Annotated in this window: 17 protein-coding genes and 1 other RNA gene; 4 read left to right on the top strand and 14 right to left on the bottom strand. The window is 75.4% G+C overall.

Annotated elements, in window-relative coordinates; genetic code table 11:
* The first annotated feature begins 11 nt into the window (after positions 1-11).
* A complete protein-coding gene (locus ACZ6W9_RS02165; RefSeq protein WP_470116574.1) occupies positions 12-722 on the top strand; it encodes a class I SAM-dependent methyltransferase in 711 nt (236 codons plus the stop codon).
* On the opposite strand, the gene ACZ6W9_RS02160 is transcribed toward ACZ6W9_RS02165, so the two are convergent.
* The 8 genes from ACZ6W9_RS02160 to ACZ6W9_RS02125 all read right to left on the bottom strand — a co-directional run bounded on the left by ACZ6W9_RS02160 (position 703) and on the right by ACZ6W9_RS02125 (position 15,509).
* Positions 703-2,781, bottom strand: a complete 2,079-nt coding sequence (locus tag ACZ6W9_RS02160) for a hypothetical protein (RefSeq protein WP_470116573.1) — start codon at positions 2,779-2,781, stop codon at positions 703-705. The two genes, ACZ6W9_RS02165 and ACZ6W9_RS02160, sit on opposite strands and share 20 nt — an antisense overlap.
* 25 nt (positions 2,782-2,806) lie before the next feature.
* On the bottom strand, positions 2,807-3,898 hold the full coding sequence (gene pgfA / locus ACZ6W9_RS02155) for a cell envelope lipid trafficking protein PgfA (protein ID WP_389958940.1): 1,092 nt from the start codon (positions 3,896-3,898) through the stop codon (positions 2,807-2,809).
* A complete protein-coding gene (locus tag ACZ6W9_RS02150) occupies positions 3,895-8,406 on the bottom strand; it encodes an alpha-(1->3)-arabinofuranosyltransferase domain-containing protein (protein WP_470116572.1) in 4,512 nt (1,503 codons plus the stop codon). The genes pgfA and ACZ6W9_RS02150 overlap by 4 nt, the downstream gene beginning before the upstream one ends.
* Positions 8,403-9,737: a glycosyltransferase family 4 protein gene (locus ACZ6W9_RS02145; RefSeq protein ID WP_470116571.1), complete on the bottom strand. Its 1,335-nt coding sequence runs from the start codon at positions 9,735-9,737 to the stop codon at positions 8,403-8,405. The genes ACZ6W9_RS02150 and ACZ6W9_RS02145 overlap by 4 nt, the downstream gene beginning before the upstream one ends.
* A 250-nt stretch (positions 9,738-9,987) precedes the next feature.
* Positions 9,988-10,116 (bottom strand): hypothetical protein, encoded by a 129-nt coding sequence (locus ACZ6W9_RS02140; RefSeq protein ID WP_268246289.1) that lies wholly within the window; start codon positions 10,114-10,116, stop codon positions 9,988-9,990.
* Positions 10,117-10,270: 154 nt separating this feature from the next.
* Positions 10,271-12,019: an MmpA family trehalose lipid delivery protein gene (locus ACZ6W9_RS02135; protein WP_389959264.1), complete on the bottom strand. Its 1,749-nt coding sequence runs from the start codon at positions 12,017-12,019 to the stop codon at positions 10,271-10,273.
* A gap of 181 nt (positions 12,020-12,200) precedes the next feature.
* Complete coding sequence (locus ACZ6W9_RS02130) at positions 12,201-14,432, bottom strand: acyl-CoA dehydrogenase (RefSeq protein ID WP_389958931.1); 2,232 nt, start codon at positions 14,430-14,432, stop codon at positions 12,201-12,203.
* 54 nt (positions 14,433-14,486) lie between these two features.
* Positions 14,487-15,509 (bottom strand): hypothetical protein, encoded by a 1,023-nt coding sequence (locus tag ACZ6W9_RS02125; protein WP_470116570.1) that lies wholly within the window; start codon positions 15,507-15,509, stop codon positions 14,487-14,489.
* Between the two features lie 98 nt (positions 15,510-15,607).
* Here ACZ6W9_RS02125 and ACZ6W9_RS02120 point away from each other — a divergent pair, with 98 nt between their 5' ends.
* The 3 genes from ACZ6W9_RS02120 (at position 15,608) to ACZ6W9_RS02110 (ending at position 17,488) form a co-directional block, all read left to right on the top strand.
* Positions 15,608-16,771, top strand: coding sequence for a S1C family serine protease (locus ACZ6W9_RS02120; RefSeq protein WP_389958926.1), 1,164 nt, complete (start codon positions 15,608-15,610; stop codon positions 16,769-16,771).
* Positions 16,772-16,853: 82 nt separating this feature from the next.
* On the top strand, positions 16,854-17,087 hold the full coding sequence (locus ACZ6W9_RS02115; RefSeq protein ID WP_389958924.1) for a hypothetical protein: 234 nt from the start codon (positions 16,854-16,856) through the stop codon (positions 17,085-17,087).
* Entirely contained in the window at positions 17,084-17,488 is a 405-nt protein-coding gene (locus ACZ6W9_RS02110) for a type II toxin-antitoxin system VapC family toxin (RefSeq protein WP_389958922.1), read from the top strand. The genes ACZ6W9_RS02115 and ACZ6W9_RS02110 overlap by 4 nt, the downstream gene beginning before the upstream one ends.
* A gap of 77 nt (positions 17,489-17,565) precedes the next feature.
* Here the strand turns inward: ACZ6W9_RS02110 and ACZ6W9_RS02105 are convergent, their stop codons facing one another.
* The 6 genes from ACZ6W9_RS02105 to ACZ6W9_RS02080 form a co-directional block, all read right to left on the bottom strand.
* Entirely contained in the window at positions 17,566-18,159 is a 594-nt protein-coding gene (locus ACZ6W9_RS02105; RefSeq protein ID WP_389958919.1) for an OmpA family protein, read from the bottom strand.
* Positions 18,143-18,787: a hypothetical protein gene (locus ACZ6W9_RS02100; protein WP_470116569.1), complete on the bottom strand. Its 645-nt coding sequence runs from the start codon at positions 18,785-18,787 to the stop codon at positions 18,143-18,145. The genes ACZ6W9_RS02105 and ACZ6W9_RS02100 overlap by 17 nt, the downstream gene beginning before the upstream one ends.
* A gap of 91 nt (positions 18,788-18,878) precedes the next feature.
* Entirely contained in the window at positions 18,879-21,836 is a 2,958-nt protein-coding gene (locus ACZ6W9_RS02095) for an AfsR/SARP family transcriptional regulator (RefSeq protein WP_470116568.1), read from the bottom strand.
* 3 nt (positions 21,837-21,839) lie between these two features.
* The gene (locus ACZ6W9_RS02090) at positions 21,840-23,726 is read right to left on the bottom strand and encodes a serine/threonine-protein kinase (RefSeq protein WP_470116567.1); all 1,887 of its coding nucleotides are present in this window, start codon (positions 23,724-23,726) and stop codon (positions 21,840-21,842) included.
* Positions 23,727-24,024: 298 nt separating this feature from the next.
* Positions 24,025-24,409, bottom strand: a transfer-messenger RNA (tmRNA) gene (gene ssrA, locus ACZ6W9_RS02085).
* Between the two features lie 368 nt (positions 24,410-24,777).
* Positions 24,778-26,667, bottom strand: coding sequence for a penicillin-binding transpeptidase domain-containing protein (locus tag ACZ6W9_RS02080; RefSeq protein WP_389958909.1), 1,890 nt, complete (start codon positions 26,665-26,667; stop codon positions 24,778-24,780).
* Between the last annotated feature and the right edge of the window lie 2 nt (positions 26,668-26,669).

The raw sequence follows: 26,669 nt of genomic DNA, 5'->3' as shown, positions 1-26,669 counted from the left end.
TCCGGGCCACTTTGGGCCGATCTGTCGCGCTCCTCCGCGCCTTCCGCAAGGAGCAGACCGACCCCGACTTCTTCTACGGCATGCTGGCCCGCGACACGGTCGCCCAGCTCGCCTCCTACACCGAGCTGGACGGCGCGCTCGTCGCCGACGTCGGCGGCGGCCCGGGATACTTCACCGACGTGCTGCGCGCGGCGGGCGCCCGCCCGGTCTGCGTCGACTGCGACGCCGGCGAGATGATGGCCCGCCGGGGCGCCACGCCCGAGGGGGCGGTGCTGGGCAGCGCGCTGGACCTGCCGCTGGCCACCGGGTCGGTGGACGTCTGCTTCTCCTCCAACGTGCTGGAGCACGTGCCCGACCCGTGGCGGATGGCCGCCGAGATGGTACGGGTGACCAGGCCCGGCGGCGTGGTGTACCTGTCGTTCACCAACTGGCTGTCGCCCTGGGGCGGCCACGAGACCTCGCCCTGGCACTACCTCGGCGGCCACCGCGCCGCCGCCCGCTACACCCGCCGGTACGGCAGGCGCCCCAAGAACGTCTACGGCGAGAGCCTCTACCCCGTCTCGGTCGGCGCCGCGCTGCGCTGGGCCCGGCGGCAGCCCGGCGTCACGGTCCTGGACGCCCTGCCCCGCTACCACCCGCGCTGGGCGACCCCGGTGATCCGCGTCCCGGGGCTGCGGGAGATCGTGAGCTGGAACCTGCTGCTCATCCTGCGCCGTCACTGACCGCCCCTTCCGGGTTCTCCGGCACGGCCGCGCCGACCACCACGGCGCGCAGGCAGACACCGCTCTCCCCGCCTCCGTCCGAGCGCGAGCCCTCCGGGCGCGAAACGTCCGGGCGCGAAACGTCCGGGCGCGAAACGTCCGGGAGCGTGACGCGGACCGGCCCCGGGGCGGGCGGCGTCACGAGGTGGACCCGCTCCCGGTCCGCCCGCAGCGTGACCTCGGTCCGCCGCTCCCCTGCGGTCACGGTGACACGCGTGTCGCGGGGCACGCGGTAGTGCAGGCGGACGACGTTCCCCTCGCGGACGGCGAGATCGGCGGTGACCGCGCCGCCGCGCCACGGGAGGCAGCCGCCGTCCTTCCCGGTCACGAAGCCGCCGAGGACCGCGGCGGGCACCAGGTGCCCCCGGTCGTCGAAGGTCACCGCGTCGTAGGCGACCCCGGGGTGGATGATCCGCTCGCGCAGCGCGCCCGTGGCGAGCGGGGCGAGTGCCCGGGAGGTCAGCCGGTCCGGCAGCGGCTGCCAGGGGAACATCATCCGCTCGGGCACCAGCCCCGGGTACACACCGGTTTCGGGGCCGAGTGCGGCGAGGTCCGCACGGGCCGCGTCGAAGTAGGCGCGGCCGGTCCTGCCGGGGAGCGTGGGGCCGAAGACCGACGCAGACACCAGGGCGAGCGCCACGTAGGCGCATACGGCCGGTACGGCGTACACCGGAAGGGTCGGCGCGCCCCCGTCCGGGACCGCCGGGACCGCCTCCGGACCGGAGCCTGCCCGGACCGCGGGGACCGACTCCACTGCCGGAGCCGCCGAAACCCTCGGGACCGCCGGGACCGCCTCCGGGCCGGAGGCCACCGGGTCCGCCGTGCTCCCCGCCGCGCCCCGCCGTACGGCCTCCGTGTCCCGCGCCGCGCCCCGCCACGGCATGAGGGCCAGTGCCAGGCAGACGGCGAGCAGGGGGAGGGCGTCGGCGATGTAGCGGCTCTCGAAGGCGCGCCAGGACCCGCCCCGGGCGATCATGATCAGCAGGCCGTCCGCGACCAGGAGGTAGCCGCCCGCCAGCAGCCACGCGGGGACGGCCGCGCGCCGTGCCCGGCAGGTGCCCGCCACGACGGCCGCCAGGGCCAGCCAGGCCACGGCGATCTCGACGGGCCGGTGACCGGCCAGCGCGCCGGCCGACGTCACCGGCCCCCAGGTCAGCGGTCCCCCGGCCAGCAGGGTCGGGACCGTGCCGCCGAGGAACGTCCCGGCGTAGTCCACAGCCGTGTAGAAGTCGGGAGGTATGACCCCCTGGCCGCCGGACCGCCCGGACGCCGTGAGGTAGGCGGCGAGGTAGGCGCCGGCCACCGCCGCGTGGACGAGCCACAGGCCCAGGTGCCGGCGCGCGGCGCCGAGCACCCCGCGCTCCCCGGCGAGGAGCACGACGGTGAGGAGGAACAGCACCGGCGGGATGAGGACCGCCTTCTCGAAGAACAGCAGCCCGGCGCAGGTCCAGGCGAGCCCGGCGACCGCATGCCGCGGGCGGCCGGTGCGGATCAGCAGCACCTGCGAGCACATCGCCATGAGCATGGCGATGTGCAGGGGAAGGATGTTGACCGCCGCGGCGAACCAGGCGGTCGCCTGGAAGGCCGCGGGTGAGAACAGGAAGAACGCGAGCGGGACGAGGATCATCGGCCGGGGCCCGAACAGCAGGCGCAGCAGCCGGTACAGCGCCAGGGACGCCGCCGCGGACAGGACGAGGACCACGGCCGAGACCAGTCCCCAGTCGTACGGGGAGATCGCGGTGAGGGCCCGGACCAGCGCGAGACCGCCCGGCATCAGGTGGCCGATGTGCACCCGCAGCAGGTGCGCCCAGCCGAACGGCTCGGTGACGGCCCGGCCGGCGAAGACGATGTCGTCCTCGGTGAAGTAGGACCGGCTGAGCAGCCATCCCTTCAGCACGAGGCTCGCGGCCACAAGCAGCAGCGCCGCGGCCGTGAGGCCGTACCGGAGCCGCGGGACGCCGCGCGCCCAGGCCGGCAGCCGCAGCTCCACCTCGACCGGGCCGCCGCCCGTCCCCGTCATCGCCCCACCCCGGCCGCCGCGCCGCTCACTTCCGCTCCCCGTCCGCCCGGACCGGGTCACGGCCTGTCCCCGTGCGCGTGCCCGTCCGAGCCTCCGCCGCGCCCGTCTCCGCCCTGGTCACGCCGTTCGGCCTCGCCTCGGACACGGCCGAGCCCGTCTCCGCCCCGGCCACGGCCGGGTCACCGTCCGGGCCGGGCCGCCCGTCCCGCCTCCGCCGCCGGAGGGCCACCGGGACCAGCGCGAGCCCGGCCGCCAGGAACACGCCCGGCAGCAGGTCGCGGACGAGGAGGACCCAGCGGTCGAAGGCCCCCGCGTCGGCCACCCGGTCCGCCACGTCCTCGGGCGTCATGTCGAGGTCCGCCAGGAGGGTCACCTTGCGCTCGACCCCGTCGGGGGTGCGCAGGGCCTGGCGCTGGTGCTCGCGCACCTTGACGGTCAGGCCGCTCTCCGGATCCACCCAGATCGTCCGGGTCACCTCGGCGTAGCGGGAGACGCTGACGGCCCGCCACTCCGGCAGTCCGAGCGCCTTTCCGGGGAGCTGCCCGGGGACGTCCTCGATCCTGATCGGGCCCGCCGTGTAGGTGTAGCGGTAGGCGGGCCGGCCGAACACCCGTTCCTGCCGCTCGTAGCGGAGCGGGACCGCCGTCCGCAGCAGCACGTCGTACATCGGGTAGGTGCGCGGCTCGGCGCGGAACGGCAGGCGGAAGGCGATTCCCTCCTGCCGGGCTCCGGGGTCGTCGTCGACGTACCCGTCGCAGCAGGCGACCGCCAGGCCCGTCCTGCGGTCGAAGGCGGTCCGGCGCTCGTGGTAGTCGATCCGGTCGCCGCCCTCGGCGGTGAGCGAGGTGAACTCCACCCACACCGCCGTGTCCGGGCCGCCCGCGCCGGCGTCCCCGCTCACCGTCGTGGTGGACAGCAGCGAGACCCCGGCGTGGGAGGTGAGCGTCGCGGTGTCGAAGTACTGGGCGCCGGACGCCGTCATGCGGTACGTCCTGGCCTGCTCCAGCGGCATCACCAGGGCGCTGGGGTAGACGTACAGGCGCAGCAGCGCCGCCAGCGTGACGAAGAAGGCGCTCGCCGCCGCGAACGCGGTCCAGGGGACCCGCGGGCCGGTCACCGGCGCACCGCCGCCGCGACCGGCTCGGGGTGTCGCGCCGGTTCCGGCCCCGGGGCGGCCGGGTCGGCGGGGGCCGGTTCCGGGGCCGCGACCGGCAGCCAGGCGAGCGCCAGCAGGCAGAGCGCCTGCGGCACGATCCCGGTCAGCGCCCCGGCGAGGGCGGTCCCGCCGTACGCGGTGCCCGCGGCGAGCGCGAGACCGGCGAGGCAGAGCGGGACCGCGGGCGCCCACCGCAGCAGCGTCGCGGGCACGGACCCGCCGGGGCGGGCGCTCCAGCGCCTGACCGCCAGGGCGTACAGCGCCGCCGCCGCGGTGACGGCCAGCGCGCCCGCGACGCCGCCGGTCCACAGGCCGACGGCCGGGGCGAGCGGCCAGAACCAGGCCGCGCGGACCGCGGCGGCCCCGGTCCCGGCCCGGCGGGGCGCGGTACGGCGCGGCCGGACGAGCGCGAGCACCGCCACCAGCGGCACCAGGCACCCGCCGCCGAGCAGCGCCGCGCGGTAGGCGGAGTCGGGCTCGTAGCGCATGGTCACCACGCCCTGCCCGGCGGGCAGTTCCCACGCCTGCCGCCAGCCGTCCAGCCGGACCGGCTTCAGCCGTCCGTCGCCGAGGTACGCCTGCCAGCCCGCGTTGTGGTTCTCGTTGACCACCAGGTAGGAGGGGGCGGAGACGGAGAAGCGGACCCGCCGCTCGGCCGGTCCCCACGCCTGAGTGGTCACGGGCGCGGCCGTCACGACGCCACCCCCCGGACCGGCCCCGGGGGAACCGGAGGAGGCCGTGGACCCGGTGGACTCCGACGCGTTCAAGGACTTCGAGGACTTCGGGGACTTCGGGGGGTTGGAAGTTGATCCGGATGAGGAGTCCGAGGACGACCCGGTCCTCCGGTCCGCCGTCCCGCCGTCCGCCCCGCCGTCCGCCGTCCCGCCGTCCGCGGTGCGCACCACGACCGACTCGATCCGGAAGGCGTCGGCCGGGGCGACGCTCACCCGGGCCGTGCCCGGCTCCAGCTCGACCCGTCCGCAGGCGCGGTAGCCGACGGGGCGTCCGCCGAGCACGTCGCCCATCGTGCCCCGGACGACCTCGGTGCGCACCGCCTTGCCGTTCACCGAGAGGGTGGGCCCGTACCCGCAGGGCAGCCGCAGCGGGGTCCTCTCCATCGAGCCGAGCGGCTTCACCCCGGGGACGGTGACCTCCGACACCTCGATCGGCCGGGACGCCGGGGCGGTGAAGCCGATCTCCAGGGTGTCGGTGGTGATCTTGGGGAAGACCACCCGGCCGTCGGCGCGGATCCAGCCCCGCGTGGTCTGCCCGCCGCCGCTCACGCTGACCTGGACCGGCGGCTGCCCGAGGAAGGAGTCGGGGAACAGCACCATGATCTGGGAGATCGTCCGTTTCCTGCCCAGCCTGACCGTCAGGGACGGGTGGCGGTCGGCGGGGTCGGCGTACCAGACGGTGGAGACGTCGCCGTCCATGGCCGCGCGACCGAGGACGGCCGGATGATCGGTCAGCGTGGAGGAGGCGGTCACCTGCGGGTGGACGCCGTGCAGGGTGGTGACGAGGCGGGAGGAGACGGGGTCGGTCAGCACGGCGTCGCCGCCGATGGACCGCTTCCCGCCCTCGCGGACGGTGAACGAGCGGTCGAAGCCGTCGCCGTCCTCGCCGGTGATCTGCAGCGTGGCGGGGTCGCAGGTCCAGGTGGACGATCCGCGCATGCAGGCGCTCGCCGTGCCCCGGCGGGTCAGCAGCACCGTCCCGGGGTCGCGCGGGCCGCCCGGGGGGACGACGAGGGTCCGGCCCGGCCGTACGCCGGGGATCGCGACCTCGGTGACGCCGACGCGGGCGCCGGTCGGCGTCGCGAGCTCGGCGGCCAGCCTGGTCACCCGGATCCGCAGCCAGGAGGTCCGCCCGAGGGGCGGGCGCATCAGCTGCGGGGCGGCGTCCGGGCTCACCGCGACCCGGCGGGCGCCCGCCTCGGTCTCCAGGGAGACCTCCGCCACCTGCGGCAGCACCGGCGACCGTTCGAAGGCGACGGTGATCTGCGGCATGTCGATCGGCGCGGTGAAGCGCACCTGGAGCCACTGCCCGACCGCGCCGTCCCAGCCGTCGGAGCGCCACCCGGTGCGCGGGTCGCCGTCGAACGCCGCGTACGGCTGGCGGCCCGGATCGCGGCGCTCCCCCGCCTCGATGCCCGACTCGGCGGAGGAGGCCCGCACGTCCCGGACGCCGGTGTAGGCGGCCGTGACGGTCGCGCCGGACCAGGCGGGGTCGGTGAGGTCGGTCCCCCGGTCCCGTTCGGGCGGCTGGCCGGCGGTCATGGCGGGGGTGGCGATGCGGCGCAGGTCGCCGAAGAGGATCTCGCGGCGGCGCAGCGTGTCGGTGGCCACCGTGTCCCGCGCGGACACGGCGGGCGCCCCGGGCTCGTCCCCGACCACGACGGGCCGGTCGCCGGTGAGCAACCCCTCCTCGGCCAGGTCCAGCACCGCCTCGGGCGCGCCGGTGACCCGGAGCGTCCCGTCGCGCGGCACGGTCGCGGCGAGCGGCGCGGGGCCGGGCACCGCGTAGACCTCCAGCGCCGAGTAGGGCTGTTCGAACCAGCCGGCGGCCGTGGGGCTGGACCGCAGGCCGATCTCCGGGCCGAAGCCGGCGACCCGCCGCAGGCCGGTGGACTCGGCGAGGGTCTCGTGGACCCGCGCGGGCCAGGCCGTGCCGAGGCTCTGCCGGGCGAGGTCGTTACGGACGAGCAGGTACTTCACGCCGATCCGGCGCAGCGAGGCGGTGAGACCCGGCGACCCGCGGCCGGTGGCGAAGCGCTCGTCCACCGCCTGGATGAGCCGCGCCAGCCCCGGGGAGCCCCAGGGGACGTTGGTGTGGGTCGCCCAGCGGACGTTCAGCAGCGACTGCATGGGCTCGTCCATCGGACGGCCCCACAGGTAGTCGCCGCGGCGTGATCCGGGCACGGCCAGGACCATGCCGTCGCCGGTGTTGCGGTTCAGCCAGGTCGCGGCGTCCCGCCAGTAGCCGGGCAGGGCCTCGAACCCCCCGGCGGGGGTCGCCCCGGCGGTGGCCACCGGCAGCGCGGCCAGGGCCGCCAGTACGGCGGCGCCCGCCAGGACGGGCCTGCGCAGCCGTACCGGACCGGCCAGGGGCAGCGCGGCGAGGCCCAGGGCCAGCGGGAGCCGGATGAGGGCGTCGAACTTGTGCAGGTTGCGGAAGGGCGCCAGCGGCCCGTCGAGCAGCGCCCGGACCTGCTCGGTCCACGGGTGGACGAGCGCGTCGGCGTGCCCTGCGGTGACGATCACCACCCCGGCGAGCACGCTGAGTGCGAGGAAGGGCCGCTCCGGCGTGGCGCGGGCGGCGATCCCGGCGAGGCCGAGCGCGGCGACGGCGGCGGTCAGCGCGATCATCACCGGTACGGTGGCCTGCTCGAACGACGCGGGCAGCCACGCCTGGCCGTCGATCGGCAGGAAGGACATCCAGCTCGACGTGCCGCGCAGGGTGTTGAGGAGCGAGGTGACGCCGGTGGTGGCGTCGGCGGTCTCGATGAAGGGCAGGAAGGAGAAGATGTAGCGGCCCATCACCAGCAGGGGCAGCAGCCACCACATCGACACCGCGGCCACGCAGGCGAGCCACCACGCGAGCAGGCGTCGCCGGTGGGGGCCGCCGCGCCGGGTCAGCAGGTACAGCAGCGGCACGACGAGGACCGCCAGCTCGGCCACGGCGTTGATCCCCCCGGCGAGGACGAACGCCAGCGCCGACAGCGCCGCGGCCCGGCGCGGGCTCGCCCCTGGCCGGGTGCCGCGGACCAGGGGCAGCAGCACCCACGGCAGCACGGCGCTCGGCTGGAACTCCGAGGAGTTGGTCCCGATCAGCGCGACGGCGTGCGGGGCGAGGGCGTAGGCGAGCCCGGCGAGGACGCGGGTGGCGGGGGTGCCGATCCCCATCGCCCGCGCGACCCGCTCGACGCCGAGGAACGCCGCGCACAGCACCAGCGCCATCCAGAGCCGCTGGATGTTCCAGGCGGGCATGTCGAGCGCGGTGAACAGCGCGTAGAACGGGCCCATCGGGAACAGGTAGCCGTGCGCCTGGTTCTGCAGGTGGCCGAAGAACGCGTCGTCCCACAGGTGCGCCGCCCGTGCCAGGAAGGCGACCGGGTTGATCGCCATGTCCAGCTTGGTCTCGCCGATCACCTGGCCGGGGGAGGTGTTGAACGCCACGGCGGCGAGCAGCAGGCAGCCTGCCAGCAGGCGCAGGCCGTGCCGGAGCCGGCCGGTCTCGGAGCCGCCGGCCGTGCGGGGTCCTCCGGCCTTCCCTGCGTCCTCGGTCTTCCCCGCGTTCTCGGTCTTCCCCGCGTTCTCGGTCTTCCCCGCGTTCTCGGTCTTCCCCGCGTTCTCGGTCTTCCCTGCGTTCTCGGTCTTTCCGGTCTTTTCAGCGGGTACGCCGCGACCGCCGGCCACGGCGTCGTCGGGCGCGGCGGTTCCGGCGGTCTCGGAGGCGGGTCCCGTGTTCAAGCGGGGTCGGTCTCCCCAGGGGCGAGGAGACCGGGGGCCGCGACGCCGCGCAGCGGGCCGGCCGTACGGGCGGCGCGGCGCTCAGGGCGCTCACGGCGCTCACGGAGCTCGCGGAGCTCGCGGAGCTCGGCGGTGATGAGGGAGGTGACGGCGGCGCCGGTCCGGCCCCAGGTGAACTCGCCCGCCCACGCCCGGCAGGCCGCCTGGATCTCCGCGCGCCGCGCCGGGTCCGACAGCTCCCCGATCGCCCGGTCCACCACCTCGGCGAGCGTCTCGCCGTCGTGGACCAGCCAGCCGGTCACCCCGTCCCTTACCGAGTCACGCAGTCCGGCGACGTCGTAGGCGACGGTCGGCACGCCGAAGCCCGCGGCCTCGATCACCGTCAGGCCCCACCCCTCGAACTCCGAGGCGGTCACGTTCAGCAGCGCCGCGCCGAGCACGGCGTTCTTGGCGGGCTCGGCGAGGAAGCCGTGCAGGTGCACCCGGTCGGAGACGCCCAGCTCGGCGGCCCGGCGGGCGAGCTCCCCGCTCTCGGGTCCCCGGCCCACGACGTGGACGTGCAGGCCGGGACGGGCGTCGCCCAGCTCGGCGGCCAGGCCGACGACCCGCTCGACCCTCTTGTGCCCGACCAGTCTGCCCAGGTAGGCCACGAGCGGGTCGCCGGGCAGCTCCCGCATCGTCACCGGGCGGGCGGCGGGGCTGCCGTTGGGCACGACGTGGATCGGCGCCTTCCAGCGCAGCCGCGCCCGCAGGTCCTCCCGGGACGACTCCGAGACGGTGATCGTGGTGCGGCGGCGGTAGAGCAGCCGCGCCACCGGCCCCTCGACGAGGCAGCCGATCCTGGCCAGCCAGGGCGGGAAGAAGGCGTGGAACTGCCGGTCGTGCACGTGGTGGACCAGGCAGATCACCGCGGTGCGACGGCGCACCACCAGGGGGGAGAAGAAGGGGATGCCGTTCATCGAGTCGATGACGACGTCGAACCGGCGGCGGCGCAGCAGCAGCCAGAGCGGCACGAGCAGGTAGACGAGGTAGCGGTTGCCCATCCTGCGCAGCTCGACGCCGTCGCGCCGCTCGGCGGCGGGCTGGCCGGGCTCGCGGGCGGTGGCGAACCACACCTTCGCGCCCTGGCCGGTCAGGTAGCGGCTGACCTGCCAGGCGTACTCCTCCGCGCCGCCCGCCACCGACTGCTGCGGTTCGCGGAAGTTCAGCACCGCCACCCGGACGCCGCGCAGCGGCGCCTCGGGCGTCCCCTCGGTCTCCACGCTGAGGACGGGCCGCGACGGGGCGGGCGGGCGCGGCCCCGCGCTCGCGCTCCGGCCGAAAAGGGCCACGCTGCCTCCTTGCTCCTTCGGTCCGCGGTCCTCCGCGGCCTCTCCTGTCCCCCGCGTCCGTGCGGGCGCCGCCGGACGCCCCATCCGGTCCGGGCCGATCCGGTCCGGGTAGGGCGCCGCCGCCCACGCCACCTCGGTCCGGGGCGGCGCGCCCGTTCCAGGGCATGGTGAAACTGCGCTCCGTGCCGGTGGATGATCTCCGCGGCCCGGCCGGGGGCGGTGCGCCCGCCGGCCGCCGCGCGGCCTCAGGTCACCTGGTGCCGTAGTTGTACAGGGGCCGGTTCGGCGGCTCCGGGGTCGGCGAGCCCACGTTCACGACTGCCACGGAGGCGCCGACCGCGAGGATCGCTCCGATGGCCAGCGCCAAGAGCACTCGCATCACTGGGCTCCCTTCAGCGACGGACAGTGTGCCGAGACTAGAACGTGATTCGCGCATAAGCCATGGTTTTGGTTAAAACGTGACAAAGAAAGTTACCGTTGGGTACTCCTCCGAGCTGGGGATACACCCCGCCCAAGAGCGTCGATCAAGCTGTTCAGAGGCCCTGGTCAAGCCGCAGGAGCCGGATCTCCGGGCCGGTGAACACGGTCACCGCGTCACGGAACGTGTCGTCGCCCGCCCGGGTGAGGACGTAGCGGACCCCCAGCCGCGCCAGCGCCGCCTCCCGCGCCCCCGGTCCGGCACGCAGCGCCGCGTCCACCCCCGCCGTCGCCGGGTCCTCGGGCGCCACCCGCAGCCGCCCGCCGCCGGGCAGCCCCACCAGCAGCGCGTCGTTCCACAGCACCCTGCGCCGGAACATCTTGGTCGCCGGGTCCAGGATCACCCGGTGGCCGTTCCACCCGAACGCCCGGTGCGCGCCCCACGGCAGCGACAGCAGCGCCCCGGGCGCCGGATCGGAGTTCACGATCGCCTGGACCCGCCGCCACTCGTCCGGGTAGTCCACCGCGGCAAGCCTGCCGAACGCCCCCATCGCGAATGTGGGAAGCACCAGCACGGGGACCGCCACCGCGACCGCGGCCACCGCGCGCGAGCTCCAGCGCGAGCGCGGCGCCTCGCCGGCGCGGCCGGTCCCCGCCTCCACCGCGCGCGAGCTCCAGCGCTCCACCGCGCACGCCAGGCCCACCGCCTGCAACAACACGAACGGGGCGAGGTAGAGCTGACCGTCCCGCAGCGGCCCGAACCCCGGCCACCATCCGACCAGGCCGCCCAGCACCCCCGGCGCGAAGGCGCCCGTCAGGGCGACACCCAGCCCGGCCGCCGCCGCCGTCGCCAGTCCCGTCCGGTACGGCGCCGCCCGCCCGGCGCGCGTGAACGCGTATCCCCAGACCGCGACCGCCGCCAGCGCCAGCCGCACGCCCGCCGACCACCAGGTGCCCTGCCCCGGCACGCCGGCGTCCGAGTTCCAGATCCCACCGAGCCCGAGCAGGCTGCCGACCGTCCCGAAGGGGCCGTCGGCGCGGGCCGCGAACGCCCGCACCCCCGCCGGGTCCGTCACCGCGCGGCTACCCAGGGCCGGCACCAGCCACGGCAGGCTGAGCAGGACGACGACCGCCGCGGCCCCGCCTGCCCGGCGGAACGCGGCCCCGGCCCGCCACCGGTCACCGTCCCCGCTGGGCTCACCGGGACGCCCGGCCTCCCCCGGCACTCCGGACGGTCCCCCGGGACCCGCACCAGGCGGCCCGGCGGGCGGCGGGTGAACGGCCGGGGGCCGCGCGGTCGCGGCCACCGGGAGCACCGCCAGCGCCGAGACCAGCATCGCCTGGAACCCGCCCACCGCGGCCGGCAGCAGCGCGACCGCCAGCCGTACCGGCCAGACGGCCCGCGCCCGCCACGTCCCCGGGGACCGCCGCCCCGGAGCCCGCGCGTCCTGCCGTACGGCTTCCGCGGGCCGGGCCGGGCCGCCCCGGAAGGCGTGCGCCGCGGCGGCGCGCACCGCCCAGGGCAGCCCGGCCACCCCGAGCAGCAGCGCCCACTGGCCCAGCAGCAACCGCTGCGCGAGGTAGGCGTTCCAGGCATAGAAGGCCGCCGCCGCCAGACGCGGGCCGAGACGCCGCGAGGGCACCAGCGCCGCCGCGCCCGAGGCCGCCAGCACGAAGACGCCGAGCAGCGCGGCCTTCTGCACCACCTGGGCGGGCACGGCCTGCGCGAGCAGCGCGACCACCAGGTCACTGGGCACCGCCCGGGGGAAGCCCTCCCCCGCCGCCGCCAGGGGCGGGTCCGGCACGAAGACCATGTCATAGCGGAGCACGAACCCCGGGCCCAGCGCGGGGCCGAGGGCCAGCATCCCCAGCGCCAGTCCCAGCAGGGCGGGGGCGGATCTTACCGCCCTCCCGGCGAGCCTGCTCCACACAAGGACCGACCCTAACCGGTCACCCACAATGGACGATCCCCTTCGAAGCGGCTCCGTCCGCGGCCGGTCCCGGAGGGACGGCCACGGACGGGCTCGGAGGCGCCGCCGCCGCGAGCTACCGGCCCGGCTCCGGGTCGCGCGGCAGGCCGAGCATGCGCTCACCGATGATGTTGAGCTGCACCTCGGTGGTGCCGCCGTAGATCGTCATCGCCCGGGTGGCGAGCACGGCGCGGTTCCAGTAGCCGGCGTCGCCGAGCTTCATGTCGGCCGCGACCACCGCGGCCGCGCCGAGCAGGCCGACCGCGCACTCCGAGACGTGCTGGGCGTGCGAGGTGGACAGCAGCTTGCGCACCGAGGCGTCGGCACCCGGCTCCGCGCCGGTGAGCTGCTTCAGCGTCACCCGCATGCCGAGGGCGCTGATCGAGTGGCCCTCGCAGACGACCCGGGCCACCTCCTGGCGCTCGGCGGGGGTCAGCTCGCGGCCGAGCCGCCCGGCCAGGCCGATCAGGTCGGGGACGGACGCCCCGGTGCCGCCGGAGCCCGCCGACAGCGAGACCCGCTCGTTGGACAGCGTGTTGCGGGCGACCTTCCAGCCCTGGCCGACCTCGCCGACGACCAGCTCGTCCGGGACGAAGACGTCGTCCAGGAAGACCTCGTTGAACAGGTTCTCGCCGGTCATCTCGGTCAGCGGCCGGACGGTGACGCCCGGGGCCTTCATGTCGACGATGAAGTAGGTGATGCCCTCGTGCTTGGACCCCTCGGAGGAGTTGCGGGCGATGCAGATGCCCCACTCGGCGACGTGGGCCACGGAGGTCCAGATCTTCTGGCCGTTGAGCCGCCAGCCGCCCTCGGTCTTCTCGGCCTTCATCTGCAGTGAGGCGAGGTCGGAGCCGGCGCCCGGCTCGGAGAAGAGCTGGCACCAGATCATCTCGCCGCTCAGCGTGGGCGGCAGGAAGCGCTCCTGCTGCTCGGGCGTGCCGTACGCGACGATCGACGGCACCACCCAGGCGCCGATGATCATCTGAGGCGTCCGGACGCGGGCGGCCTTGAGCTCCTGGAGGATCAGCACCTGCTCCAGCGGCTTGGAGTCGCGGCCCCAGGGGCGGGGAAGGTGCGGCATGACGAACCCGGCTCCGGCCAGGGCCCGCTTCTGCTCCTTGCCCTCCAGCGCGGCGATCTGGGCGATCTCGGCGCGGATCTCCTCGCGCAGCGCCGCCGACTCCTCCGGGAGCTCGATCTCCATCTCCCGGCTCACGCCGGAGAGCGCGAGCCCGGCGACCCGTTCGGCCCACTCGGCCGAGGGGCCGAGCAGCGCGCGCAGGGTCAGCGCGCGGCGGTAGTAGAGGTGGGCGTCGTGCTCGAAGGTGTAGCCGATGCCGCCGAAGATCTGGATGGCGTCCTTGGCGCACTGCACGGCGGCGTCGGGCGCGACGACCCCGGCGATCGCGGCGGTGTAGGCGGCCACCGCGGCGGCGCCGTCCCCCTCCCCGGCGGCCTCGGCCGCGGCACGGGTGGCGTCCCAGACCGTGGCGCGGGCCTGCTCCAGCGCGACGAGCATCCGGGCGGCCTTGTGCTTGACGCCCTGGAACTGGCCGATCGGGCGGCCGAACTGCACGCGCACCTTGGCGTACTCGGCGGCGGCGCGCACGCACCACGCCGCGACGCCCGCGGCCTCCGCGCCGAGGAGGATCGCCGCGAGGTCGCGGACCTCGGCGCCGGTGAGGCCGTCCAGCACCCGCCCGGCGGGCACGGTCACCGCGTCCAGCTCGGCCCTGGCCACGCCGCGGGTGAGGTCGAGGGACGCGACCGGCGTCACGGTCACCGCGGAGGCGTCCAGCACGACCCATTCCGCCTCGTCCCGGCCGGTGTCCACGGGGAGCACCAGGACGTCGGCGAGCGCGCCGCCCAGGACCGTCGCGGCGGTGCCGGTGACGGTGAGCGCCCCGGCGTCGTCACGGGTGCCGGTGAGGGACCCGCCGAGCGCGACCGCGCCGGTCAGCGTGCCGTCGGCGAGGCCGGGCAGCAGTTCGGCGCGGGCCTTGCCGTCGGAGGCCAGGATCGCGGCGGCGGCGAGGACGGTGGGGACGTAAGGGCCGGGGGCCGCCTTCTCACCGAGGGCCTCGACGGCGACGGCGGCCTCCAGCAGGCCGTAGCCGCTGCCGCCGTACTCCTCGGGGAGGTGCAGGCCGAGAAGACCCTGACCGGCGAGGGCGGGCCAGAAGGCGGGGCGCTCCCCGTCCCCGGCCGCGACGGCGGTGCGCACGACCTCGGGGCGGATGTTCCGCTCGGCCCAGCCGGTCACCGACTCGCGGAGCGCCTCGTGCTCCTCACTCAGTCCGATCGCCATGACAGCCTCCAGATACGGTTCTCTGCCAGAACCATATTCTAGAAGTTGCTTCCATCACAACGGCCGGGCACTGGCCATCAGGGGGGCGATGTCCGCCCAGAGCTGCTTGCGCGAGTCGGGCACGGTCACGAAGAGCATGGCGGGCTTGCGGCGGCCGACGTCGAGCACGGTGACCGCCGCCTGGGAGGTGCGCTTCCTGCCGTCCAGCACGTAGGTCACGCGGTATCCGAGCGTCCAGCCCCTGCCGCCGGCCGCCTTCTGCGAGGCCGTCCAGGTGATCTTCCCGCCCGGCGGGTGGTGGTTGGCGGCCGTCCACTTCACCGCCTGCATCGCCGCCGTCCGCAGGGCGGTGTAGGTCTTCGGGGCGGTGGCCGGGGTCGCGCCGGGGAGCATCCCGGAGCCGACGACCGTGCGCGGCAGCCGCGCCGCGCCGACCTGCTGGCCGACCGAGAAGGACGGCACGGCCGCGGTCTTCCAGGGACTGCCGAGCTTGGCGTAGGTGATGTCGGCCATGGTGTCGGTCACCGAGCCGACCACCCCGCTGGGCGTGCCGGGCAGCGTCGCCAGGGCCTTCATCTTGGGCCTGCCGGGCAGCGTGATCGTGGGGACGGCCTTCGCGCCGGGCGCGGCGGCGCCCTCCTGGCGGGGCTGCGCGCTCCGCTCCGGCGGCTCGTCCCCGGAGAACAGGACGAAGACCAGGACGACCGCGGCGGCGGTGAGGAGCGCGGCGACGATGCTGTAGACGGCCCGCAGCGACAGCCCGCCGCGCCGCGCCGGCCCGGTGGGCGAGCCCCCGGACGGCGATGGCGGCACCGGCGGCACCGGCGGCTCCGCCCGTCCTGACCGGTCGCCCGCGGGCGACGGCCGCTCCGGCGCGGGGAACGGTCCATCCGGGTCGATCCTCGGGACCAGCAGGGTCTCCTCGCCGTCCCCGATGGGGAACCGGCGGGGCACCCGGGTGCCGATCATGGTGCCGTCCTCGGCCTGGACCGCGGGCATGGGCGCCGTGGGCGCCTCGTACGACGGGATGTATCTCTCGTGAGAACGCCCGGAGGAGTCACCGTCAACGTCCGCCATGGTCGTCAGGCTACGTCACCGGACCCCGAACGATGAACCCGGACCCGATCAAAACCTCGGCAGGGTACCGCCGCCGGTGTCCGGGAAGATATCCCTGCATGGGGGGATCGACATCGCGGGCCGCGCTGCCGGCGGCCGTCACCATCGCCGTCGCCGTGGCACTCGCGGGCTGCGGCGGGACCGGCGGGACGGGGCTGAGCGGCTCGGTCTCCGACTCGGTCTCCGGCTCGGCCGGCGGACCGCCGGGGAGCCCGCCGACCGCCACGGCCGGCGGGCTCCCCGCCTCCCCGACCGGCACGCCCGCCGGCCCCGGGACGCCGGTCTCGCCGCAGTCCCTCCAGGCGGCCTACGAGCAGGTCATCACCGCGGTGCTGCCGTCGATCGTGCAGATCACCACGAGTGAGGGTCTCGGCTCCGGGGTCGTCTACGACACCGCCGGGCACATCGTGACCAACGCCCACGTGGTCGGCCGGGCCAGGCGCTTCCAGGTGACGCTCGCCAGCGGCGGCCCGCCCCGGGCGGCCAGGCTGGTCAGCTCCTTCGAGCTGGGCGACCTGGCCGTGATCAAGGTGGACGACCCCAGGGGGCTGCGGCCCGCCGCGTTCGGCGACTCCGGCCGTCTGCGGGTCGGCCAGTTCGTCCTCGCCATGGGCAACCCGCTGGGCCTGTCCGGCAGCGTCACCGACGGGATCGTCTCCGCGCTGGGCCGTACGGTCACCGAACCCGCCGACGGCGAGGGCCCCGCCGCGACGATCACCAACGCCATCCAGACGTCGGCGGCGATCAACCCGGGCAACAGCGGCGGCGCCCTGGTCGACCTCTCGGGGAGGGTCATCGGCATCCCCACCCTCACCGCCGTCAACCCCGAGCTGGGGGGCGGCCAGGCGGCCGGCATCGGCTTCGCGATCCCCTCCGACACCGCCGTGGACATCACCCGGCAGATCATCGAGAAGGGCAAGGTCGTCAACACCCGCCGGGCCGCCCTCGGCGTCACCGTGCAGACCGTGATCGGCTCCGACGGCCTGCCGGCGGGGACCGGCGTCGTACGGGTCGACCCCGGCGGCAGCGCCGCGCGGGCGGGGATCCGGACGGGCGACCTGATCGTCTCCATCAACGGCACCGCTACCCCGACGACGCAGGCGCTCTCGGAGGTCCTCGCCGGCCTCGACCCCGGCGACCGCGCCCGGGTGGAGCTGCGCCGCACGGACGGCTCCACCACCGCCGTCACCGTGACCCTGAGCGAACTCCCCGGCGCCGGCTGACCCGGCCGTCACGCTCACCACAAGATCTTCTGTACTGAAGAGAGTGCACGTAGATTCATGCGCCTTGCAGTACATTATGAGCATGAGCAAAGAGATCCTGCAGGTCCGCGAGGTGGACACCGCAGACCTCGCCATCCTGCGCGAGCGGGCGACCAAGGAAGGGAAGTCCCTGTCGGCCTACGTCCGCGACATCCTGCACGACGAGGCGACACGGATGACCAACGCCGAGGTCATCGCCCGGATAGCCGAAGAAGAACCGGTGGACGTGAGTCTCGACGAACTTCGCTCCTATGTGGAGAAGGACCGCTCCTGGTGACCGTCGTCGACACCTCGATCATCGTGCGGCTGTTGCTCGCCGTCAAAGGCGACGACCTGCTGCGGCAACGCCTGGCAGGGGTGGGACGCAGCCTGCACGCCCCGGCCCATCTCGACATCGAGGTCCTTTCCGCGATCAGGGGACTGCTGGCCGGAGGGAAGATCCCCGAAGATCGGGCCCGGCGCATGGCCGGACAACTCAACGCCCTGCGCATCACCCGGCACGAGGTGGCTCCGTTGGGCCCACGTGTCCTGGCCTTACGGCACAACTTCACGGCGTACGACGCCGCCTACGTGGTGCTCGCCGAAGCCCTGGAGCAGCCCCTGCTCACCTGTGACGCCAAATTCGCCCGCGCTCCGGAGGGCGCCCACCGAGCCGAGATCCACATCTATCCCGCCTGAGGGGCCGGCCAGAACGACGAAGTCCGCGAGGGCGAGTGCCACCCGCCCCCGCGGGCGTCACGGGGCGGGTGCCGGGGTCAGCCGGCGGTGAAGACGAGTTCGACGCGGCGGTTCCTGGCCCGGTTCTCCTCGGACGGCCTGCCGTCGACGACGTTGGGCACCTTCGGTTCCCGCTCGCCGCGGCCGGTGGCCTGGAAGGTCACGTTCCGCCCGGCCAGCAGCGGCAGCAGCGCCCGCCGCACGGCCTGCGCCCGCCGCAGGGACAGCCGGTCGTTGTAGGCGTCCGCCCCCTGGTCGTCGGTGTGCCCCACGACCTTGACCACCCCGCCGGCCGACTCCGCCGCGATCCGGTCCGCCACCCCGCGCAGCCGCGCCGACGCCCCGGAGGTGAGGGAGGCGCGGTCCAGTGCGAACAGCACGTCACTGGTGATCGCCAGGGTGACCGTCTCACCGGTTTTCGACTCGCTCTCGCTGCCGTCCAGGGACTCGGTCTCGGCGAGGATGTCCTCGACGGGCAGGGCGATGTCGTCGACCGGGGCCGTGGTGCCGTCCGGCGGGTCCGGCTCCGCCAGCACCGGCGACGCGGTCCCGGCGGCGAGCCCTGCCGCCAGCGCCGCCGTCAGCACCGCGGCCGTCAGGGCGCGGCGGGCGCGCTCAGGAGATCGGGACATCGGTGAACACCCCGAGGACCGGCATCTCAACGTTGATCTTCTGCACGTCCGGCGGCGGCGCGGCGTACGTCGCGTACATCGTGACGACCTCCCCCGCGTCGATCGAGTTCTCGTACGCCGAGCACACGCACTTCGTCCCGGTGCCCTCGCCCGTGCGGGCCACCCGGTAGCGCTTGGCGTTGACCGGGTCGACGAGGCTCACCCCGGCCACCGTCAGGCCGAGGTGGGCGGATTCGTCCCCCAGGCGGGTGTACATGCTCCAGTCGGTGTCACCGGTGTTGGTGATGGTCCAGCTCAGCGTGACCATCCGGCCCTGCCGCCTGAGCCCCGTGATGTCCGCGGTCAGCTCGGTGCCCTCGATCTTGGCGTCGCGGGTGGCGATCACCGTTCCCTGCTGGGCGGGGGCGCTGGTCCGCGTGTCCGGCGAAGCCTGGTCGCCCGGCCCCGCCGTGCCGGTCCCGCCGTCCCGCGGCGCCTCGCCGCCCGTCTCCGCCGTCTCCGCCTGCGCGGACCGTGCCTGGCGCTCCTGACCGCCGCCGCCCGGCTGCAGGCCGTCGAGCGCGCCGCACGCCGTCAGGGCCAGCGCGAGTCCGGGTACGGCCACCGCGACGGCGATCTTCCTTCGCATCCTGGGTCACCTCTGTTCGTCGGGGTCGGTGTCGGTCCCGAACCTACCGAGACGACCTTAAGGATCCGTATAGTCCGCTATAACCGGTCCGCTACAGCCGCAGGCCGCGCCGTCGGCGCGCCTCACCCGCGAGCTCCCGGGCCTCGCCCAGGCCCTGCCGGTCACCGAGGACGTCGAGTTCCTCCATGGCGGCGGAGACGATCGCGAACGCCTCATCCACCTCGTCGAGGTCGAGGTGCGCCCCCGCGAGGACGAGGGCCGCGCGGGCCGCGCCCCGGCGGTCACCGTACTCCCTGAAGATCGACGATGCCTCACCCGCCGCCGCGCGCGCCGGCTCCGGCAGCCCTTCCGCGCGCGCCACCCGCGCCAGCAGCAGCAGGCCCGCCGCCTCCGGCAACCGGTCGCCCAGCCTCCGGTCGATCCGCAGGGCGCGCTCGACGCGGTCGCGCGCCGCGGCCACACGCCGCCCCTCCAGGTGCGTCCGGGCCAGGTCGCGTAGCGCCGCCGCCTCGCCCCGGGGGTCGCCCAGCTCACGGTAGGCGTCGAGAGCGGCCGACAGCAGGGGCTCGGCCCGCCGTACGGAGCCCAGCGCGCGCAGCGCGTCCGCCCGGCCGCGCGCGTCGCCGGCCGCCTCGAACTCCGCCAGGCACTCCGACAGGCGCCGTTCCGCCTCCACCGGTTCCCCCCGCGCGAGAAGGACGAGGCCGAGCCGGTACCGGGCGCGTGCCGCCTCCGGCCCGTCGCCCAGCTCGCGGAAACACGACAGCGACTCCCCGAGCTCCCGCGCGGCGTCGTCCAGCCGCCCCTCGGCCCGGTGCAGGTCGGCCAGCGCCCGGCGCAGCAGCGCCTCGCCGTGGCGGTGGCCCGCCCGCCGGGCGGCCGCGAGACCGATCCGGTTCGTCGCGTGCCAGTCCTCCCGATGCGCGCGCAGCTCGAAGAACGGCGTCAGGTAGAAGGCCAGCCGCCAGGCCGCCTCGTCCAGTCCCGCCCGGTGGAAGTCCGCGACGGCCGCGACCAGGAACCCGCGTTCGGCGGCGAGCCACCGGACCGGCTCGCGCAGGTGGACGGTCTCGGGGGCGAGCCCCCGCTCCGTCGTGCGGGCCAGCGTCCGGCCGGTGCCCGGCTCGGCCGGCAGCAGCAGCGCGCGGGCCCGCCGGACCCGGTCCAGGACCTCCCGGGCGAGTACGGCGAGCACCCGCTCCGCCGTCCCCTCCTCCTCGGCGAGGCGTTCGGCGGCGTAGAGACGGGTGAGGTCGTGGCGGCCGTAGCGTTCCTGCCCCGCGTCGTCCAGTCCCCGCGCCTGCAGCAGCCCGGCGCGGGTCAGCTCCTCCAGTTCCCGGTCCACCCGCACGGCCCCGAAGACCGCCGCGGCCGCCCACGGCGCGACGTCCGGCGCCGACAGCGCCCCGAGGCGGCGCAGCAGACGCCGCTCCTCCTCGGCCAGGTCGCGGTAGCCCAGGGCGAGGCTGCTCCGCACGGCCAGGTCGCCCGCGGTCAGCTCGTCCAGCCGCCCCCGCTCGTCCTCCAGCCGCCCGGCCAGGTGCGCCAGCGTCCAGCCGGGACGCCGCGCCAGCCTGGAGCCCGCGATCCGCAGCGCCAGGGGCAGGCCGCCGCACGACACGGCGATCCGCCGCGCGGCCTCCGGCTCGGCCAGGACGCGTGACGCGCCGACCACCCCGGCCAGCATCGCCGTCGCCTCCGCCTCGTCGAGGACCTCCAGCTCGAAGGCGCGGGACGCCTCCAGCCCGTACAGCGGCGACCTGCTGGTCACCAGCGTCAGGCAGCCGCGTCCCGTCGGAAGGAGCGGTCTGACCTGCGTTTCACCGACCGCGTCGTCCAGCACCACCAGCAGCCTCCGGCCGGACACCATGCTGCGGTAGAGCCGCACCCGGTCCTCGATGCCCGCCGGGACCGCGCCCTCGGGGCAGCCCAGCGAGCGCAGCAGGTCCTCCAGCACGGCGCCCGGAGCCGCCGAGCGGTCTCCCCCGGCCCTCAGCGCGGCGTGCAGGCGCCCGTCGGGGAAGTCCCCGCCCAGCACCGTGGCGGCGTGGACCGCCACGGCGGTCTTCCCCGCCCCGGCCGGACCGTGCAGCACCAGGTGGACCGGGGCGCCGTCCGGATCGGGGGCCTCACGGGCGATCCAGTCCATCACCGCCGCGCGGCCGGTGAAGTCCGCGATGTCGGGCGGCGTCTCCTGCGGGACGGGACCTCCGCCGCCCGGCCCGTGCCCCCGCGGCGAGCCGTGTCCCCCGGCGGATCCCCCGGCGACGTGCACGGTGTGCACGCCGTACGACCCGGCCGGCACGCGGGCCGCGTGCGGCTCCGGCCCGGCCAGCACGCTGTCGTGGGCCGCGCGCAGCTCCGCCCCGGGCTCCAGTCCCAGCTCGTCCACCAGAACGCGGCGGGCGTCCTGGTAGGCGGCGAGCGCCTCCGACCGCCTGCCCGCCCGGGCCAGCGCGAGGATCAGCTGTGCCCAGGACCGCTCCCTGAGCGGGTAGGCGGCGACGAGCGCGCGAAGCTCGCCGACGACCTCCCCGTGGCGGCCGAGCACCAGGTCGAGGTCGATCCGCTCCTCGGTGGCGGCGAGACGCGCCTCCTCCAGGCGTACGGCCTGCGTCCGCCACAGCTCGGCCGAGTCGACGCCGGCCAGCGCCGGTCCGCGCCAGAGCCGCAGGGCCTCACGCAGCCCCTCGGCGGCCTCGGCTGCGGCTCCCGCGTCGCGCGCCCGGCGGGCCCGCTCCACCAGGCGGCCGAACAGGTGCGCGTCCACCCGGACGGGATCGACGTCGGCCAGGTAGCCGCCGGGGGCCGTCCGGATCGTCGCGGCGCCCAGCGACCGGCGCAGCGCGCTCACGTAGACCCGCAGGACCGCCTCCGCCGAGGCCGGTGGTCCCTCGTCCCACACCGCGGCGGCCAGGCGGTCGAGCGTGACGACGCGCCCGGCGTTCAGCAGCAGCGCCGCCAGGACCGCCCGGTGCTTGGCCGGGCCCGGCGTCAGGTCACGGCCGCCGTCACGGACCTCCAGCGGTCCCAGAACGCCGAACCGCACGGGTCAGTCCCCTGCCGGGCGCGCGCCGAACGAGGCGAACCGGACCCGCACCACCGCGTCACCGTACGGCGCCGCGTACACGCCCGTCTGCCCGGGACCGTACGGATCACTGTCGACGGCCTCACCGGCGAAGCCCTCGTTGACCCACATGCGCAGCGCGATCCTCCGCCCGTCGGGACGGCACTCGGCGACGACGCGATTGTCCGCCGACGCCCTGACCTCCGCGTTCTTGACGGGACCGTAGAGGACGGCGGGCGGGCGGCCCGCCCGCCGCTTGGTGATCGACACCGTTCCCGCGGAGCCGACCGCGAACTCGTAGCGGTCGCCGCCTCCCGCGCCGCCCCGGCACCAGACGCCGAACTCGCCGGTTCCGTCCGTCAGCCTGGCCGAACCGGTGACGACCGTTCCCGTCTCGGGCTCGTCCGGCACGGGCGCCGACTTCCACAGCCGCCACCCCGGGTTCACCGACAGGAGGTAGGCGCCATCGGTCACCCGCGCGCTTCCGGCGTCGGTGGTCCCCTCCGACCAGGGCCGCCGGGCGTCGCCGAAGCCGGCCTGGAACGACCACTGCCCGCCCGGCCGGGTCGTCGCCCACCACACCGCCCCGCCGGCCACCACCGTCACCGCCACCGCCGCGGCGGCCAGACGGGCCGTCGGCCGGATCCGCCGTCCGCGCCCGGCGGCCCGGGGTTCGTCCCGCCCGGCCGTGTCAGGCGCGGTACCGGCCGTGCCGGGCGGGGCAGGGGACGCCGGTGGGCCGCCCCACCCGCTCGTGGCGGGCGCCGGCCGCGGGGTGCGGGCGTCCGCCGTACCGGAGGCGGACGGAGGGCCGGCCACCGCGCCGGGCGCGTGACCGCGCGACGGCTCGGACGCGAACCCGCGGTCAAGGGCCGCCCCGGGACCGGGGGCGGGCCCGGGGGCGGAGGCGGGGGCGGGCCCGGGGGCGGAGGCGGGCCCGGGGGCGGGGGCGGGCCCGGGGGCGGAGGCGGGGGCCGTGCCGTACCGGGGGCCGGGACCGGTCTCCATGACGCCGCCGGTCCAGGTGCGCTCGACGACCCGGGTGGCCGTGTCCGGGGTGAGCTCCGGCCCGCCGACCAGTTCGGCGAGCAGCTCCCGGGCGCTCGGCCGCCTGGCGGGGTCCTTGGCCATGGCCCGCTCGACGACACCGCGCATCCGCTCGTCCAGGCCGTCGAGCCGGGGGCCCTCGTTGACGATCCGGTAGAGGACCTCCGCCGGGGCCCCGCCGCCGAACGGCAGCCGCCCGGTCCCCGCGAAGACGATGACGCCGCCCCACGCGTAGACGTCGGCCGCGGGGGTGAGCTCCTCCCCGCGCACCTGCTCGGGAGCCATGAACGCCGGGGTTCCCAGGATCACCTGACTGGTCAGGTTCTCGCCGTCCACCAGCTTCGCGATCCCGAAGTCGATCACGCGCGGTCCCATCGGGGAGAGCAGCACGTTCGACGGCTTGAGATCCCGGTGGATCACTCCGGCCCCGTGGATCGCGTTCAGCGCCACCGCGACCCCGACCGCCAGCGCCTCCAGGTCGGAGCCGGTCATCGGCCCCCGCTCCCGTACGGCCCGCGCCAGGTCGGGTCCCTTGACGTACTCGGTGACGAGGTAGGCGACGTCCCCCTCGACGCCCGCGTCCAGCACCGGAGCCGTGCAGAACCGGGCCACCCGGCGGGCCGCGTCGACCTCGCGCCGGAAGCGCCTGCGGAAATCCGGGTCGCGGGCCAGCTCCGGGTTGATCACCTTCACCGCGGCCAGCGCCCCGGTCGGGGAGGTCGCCAGGTGGACGGTGCCCATGCCGCCGCGCCCGAGCACCCGCCGGAGCAGGTACCCGCCGATGGCGGGCTGCTCGGCCGATATGCCCCGTTCCGAAGGATTCATCGGGCTTAGCGTAGCTTTCCAGCACGATTCTCACGCGCTGCTCTCACGTCCGGCCCTGCCCTGCGCACCGCACGGTTCGCCGGACGGCCGGGGAAGCCGGGAAGGCCGCACCCGAAGGAACGGACCGAGGAGATCCCGCGGACCCGCGGCGTGGACGCCACCGAGATCGCATCCGTCCCGCCTGGAGGCGGACGGAACGAAGCCGAGCCGAGGTCGCATCCGTCCCGCCTGGGGGTGGACGGAACGAAGAAGCCCGCCGGGGCGAGTGCTACTCGCCCCGGCGGGCTTCTTCACGGGGTGGTGGAGGTGGCGGGAATCGAACCCGCGTCCTTCAGCTCCAAAACAGGGCTTCTCCGGGTGCAGCCCGCTGTGCTTTTCTCAGCCCCGGCGATCACGCAGGCAAGTCGCCGACGGGCTCAGCCACTGTTAGATTTCCCGATCTCCCCCGTGGCCGGGTCGATCGGTTGAGCCTCCTAGCGATGCCGGATCCGGGCCGGAGGCGCTCCCGGGCCGGCAGAGGTCACTCGCTGCTTAGGCGGCGAGGGCCAGGTTGCCCTGGCTGACCTCGGAGTGCGTCTTATTGGCACTTGTTGGTCGCGGTCACAGTGTTAACGAGGTTATGTCCGCAGTCCTCGACCCGCTTCCCCTGAGATGCAAAGCCAAAGTCGAAACCAGTCACCCCCCTGTTGAGTTGTCAACCCGACCCCGAAGGGCGGGCTATCCGAAGATACCCGTAACAACACCGTCGATGCCAACCTGATTCCCGCCCGGGAGCCCTTCCGGGCGGGAAGATCCAAAAATCCTGGGGGCGCGGGCGTCGCGCCGCGCGCCCCCGGGATCGACCGGCAGGGTCGAGCCGGTCCGGGCCTACGGGGCCTCCCCGAGACGAGGCCCCGGTCCCATCACAGTGACCGGGCCCGCAACCCCCCAGGCGGTGCCCGGTCACCTGGAAGGACGCAGCGCGGGCGCCCGATGGTTGCTCGGGGCCGCGAGATTGTCGCCGGGAATGCGTGCGAGGCCGGTGACACGGCCGGCTCCCGCGTGCGGCGGGTCACAGGCCCGCGCGCAGCCCCCGGAAGAACCGCCCGGCGACGGTGGCCCCCGCGGCGGGGTCGGAGCTCTCCATCAGCACCGCCACGGCCGTGTCCCCCTGCCAGCCGACGAACCACGACAGGGGCTTGCGGCCGCGGACGGCGGTGGCGGTGACGCCGTACACCGGGTCACCCGGAGCCGCGGCGGCGCGGGCCGAACCCGAGGTCACCCCGGCCCGCATGAGCGTCTTGAGGGTGGCGACCGTCCTGTCGTCGAGCTTGATCGGCGCGGGCGGCTGCGCCGGCCTGGTCTCGGCCGAGGGGTCGGGTTCCTTGGGATCGGTGACCAGGACGGGCGGGTGCCAGGTGCCCGTGGGCGAGGCGACCGCCCCCGCCACCAGGGCCATGGTCAGCGGGCTGACCAGCACGTTCTGACCCACGATGGCCCGTGCCGTGGCCGCGTCGCCCTTCAGGGGCCGTATCGAGCCGCTGAAGGTCGAAAGCGGCAGGTTCCAGCGCGTGCCCAGGCCGAACCTCTTCGCGCCGGCCTCCAGCTCGGCGCCGTCCACCTTGCGGGCCAGCGAGGCCAGCGCCGTCACGCAGCCGGTGGCGAACGCCCCCTGGACGGTGGGCGTGCTCGGGGCGGGCGGCCCGGACTGGCGGAAGCGGGCACCGCCGACACTCCGCTCCCCGGGGCAGGCGAGCTTCTGCTTGAAACTCGTCCCCGCCTTGATCAGCCCCTCGACGGCCATGAGTGAGAACGCCGAGCCGGGGTGGAACCGCCCGGCCAGGGCGTCCTCCTTCTGGTTGTACTCCTTGGTCGCGCCGACGGCCCGTACCTCGCCGGTGGAGGCCTGCACCGCGACGAGCATGCCGGGCGTGATGCCGAGCAACGCGTCGTCGGCCGTCTTCTGGACGCCGCGGTCGAGGGTGGTCCGCACCGGCGAGGTGGGCCGTCCGGACCACTTCTTCAGCTCGGCCACCTCCTTCATCGTCCTGACGTCCAGCGTGATCACGCTGGTCTCGGTCGAGCCGGTGAGGTACTCCTGGTAGGCCTTCTGCAGCCCGGTGCGGCCGACCGTGTCGCCCGCCCGCTGGGGGCCGCCGAGCTGCTGCTGGAGGTCGGCGGTGACCGCGGAGACGACGCCCACGATCTGCTTCGGGGAGTCGGGCGCCAGGGGCTGCGGGTCCTTGGCGATGGTGATGCCCGGGATGGCCTTCAGCTGCGACTCCAGCTGCGCGTAGCGCCGGCCGCCGAAGGTGGCCAGCGGCACGGCCGCGTCGGGCCGGGCCGACCGGATCCGGCTCAGCAGGCGGTCCTGGGGGAACCCGGTGACCTTGGCCAGCTGTTCGCAGACCTCGGACGGGTTCTTCAGCTCGGCCGGCGTGACGTTCGCCACGTAGAGGGTGGTCTCCTGCTGGAGGGGGGCGCCGGTGCGGTCCTCGATCGGGTTGCGCCCCTGGGGCTTGATGTCCACCGCGAACCGCTGGCCCTCGTGCAGGTCGGGGTGGAGGACGCTGGGCGACCAGTGCACCTTCCACTGGCCGTTCACCAGGCGCAGCGGCAGCCGCCCGTCGTACTCCCACAGGGGGTTGTTCTCCCCCAGGTCGACCTCGGCCGCGAAGTCGGCCTCGGCCTGCTCGTCCTGCCCGGCGCGCAGGCCGGTCAGCCGGAAGCGGAACGAGGCCGCGTCGAGCTGGACCTTCGCGTCCTCCAGCGCCGTGCGGACCGCCTTCTCGTCGCCGTCGGTGCGCCTGGCGGCGGCGGCGTAGTCGCCCGTCTGCCAGCCGACCAGGAAGTCGCGGACCGCCTCGTGGGCCGACGGCTCCTCCAGGCACGCCGACAGCAGGGGGACGGTCGCGGCCAGTGTGAGCGCCGCGGCGACGGCGCGCCGAGCCTTCCTCGTCACGG

The organism is Streptosporangium sp. NPDC053982 (assembly GCF_055585205.1).
Note: the sequence above shows the minus strand (reverse complement) of the source record. Positions and strands in the feature narration are given on the sequence as shown.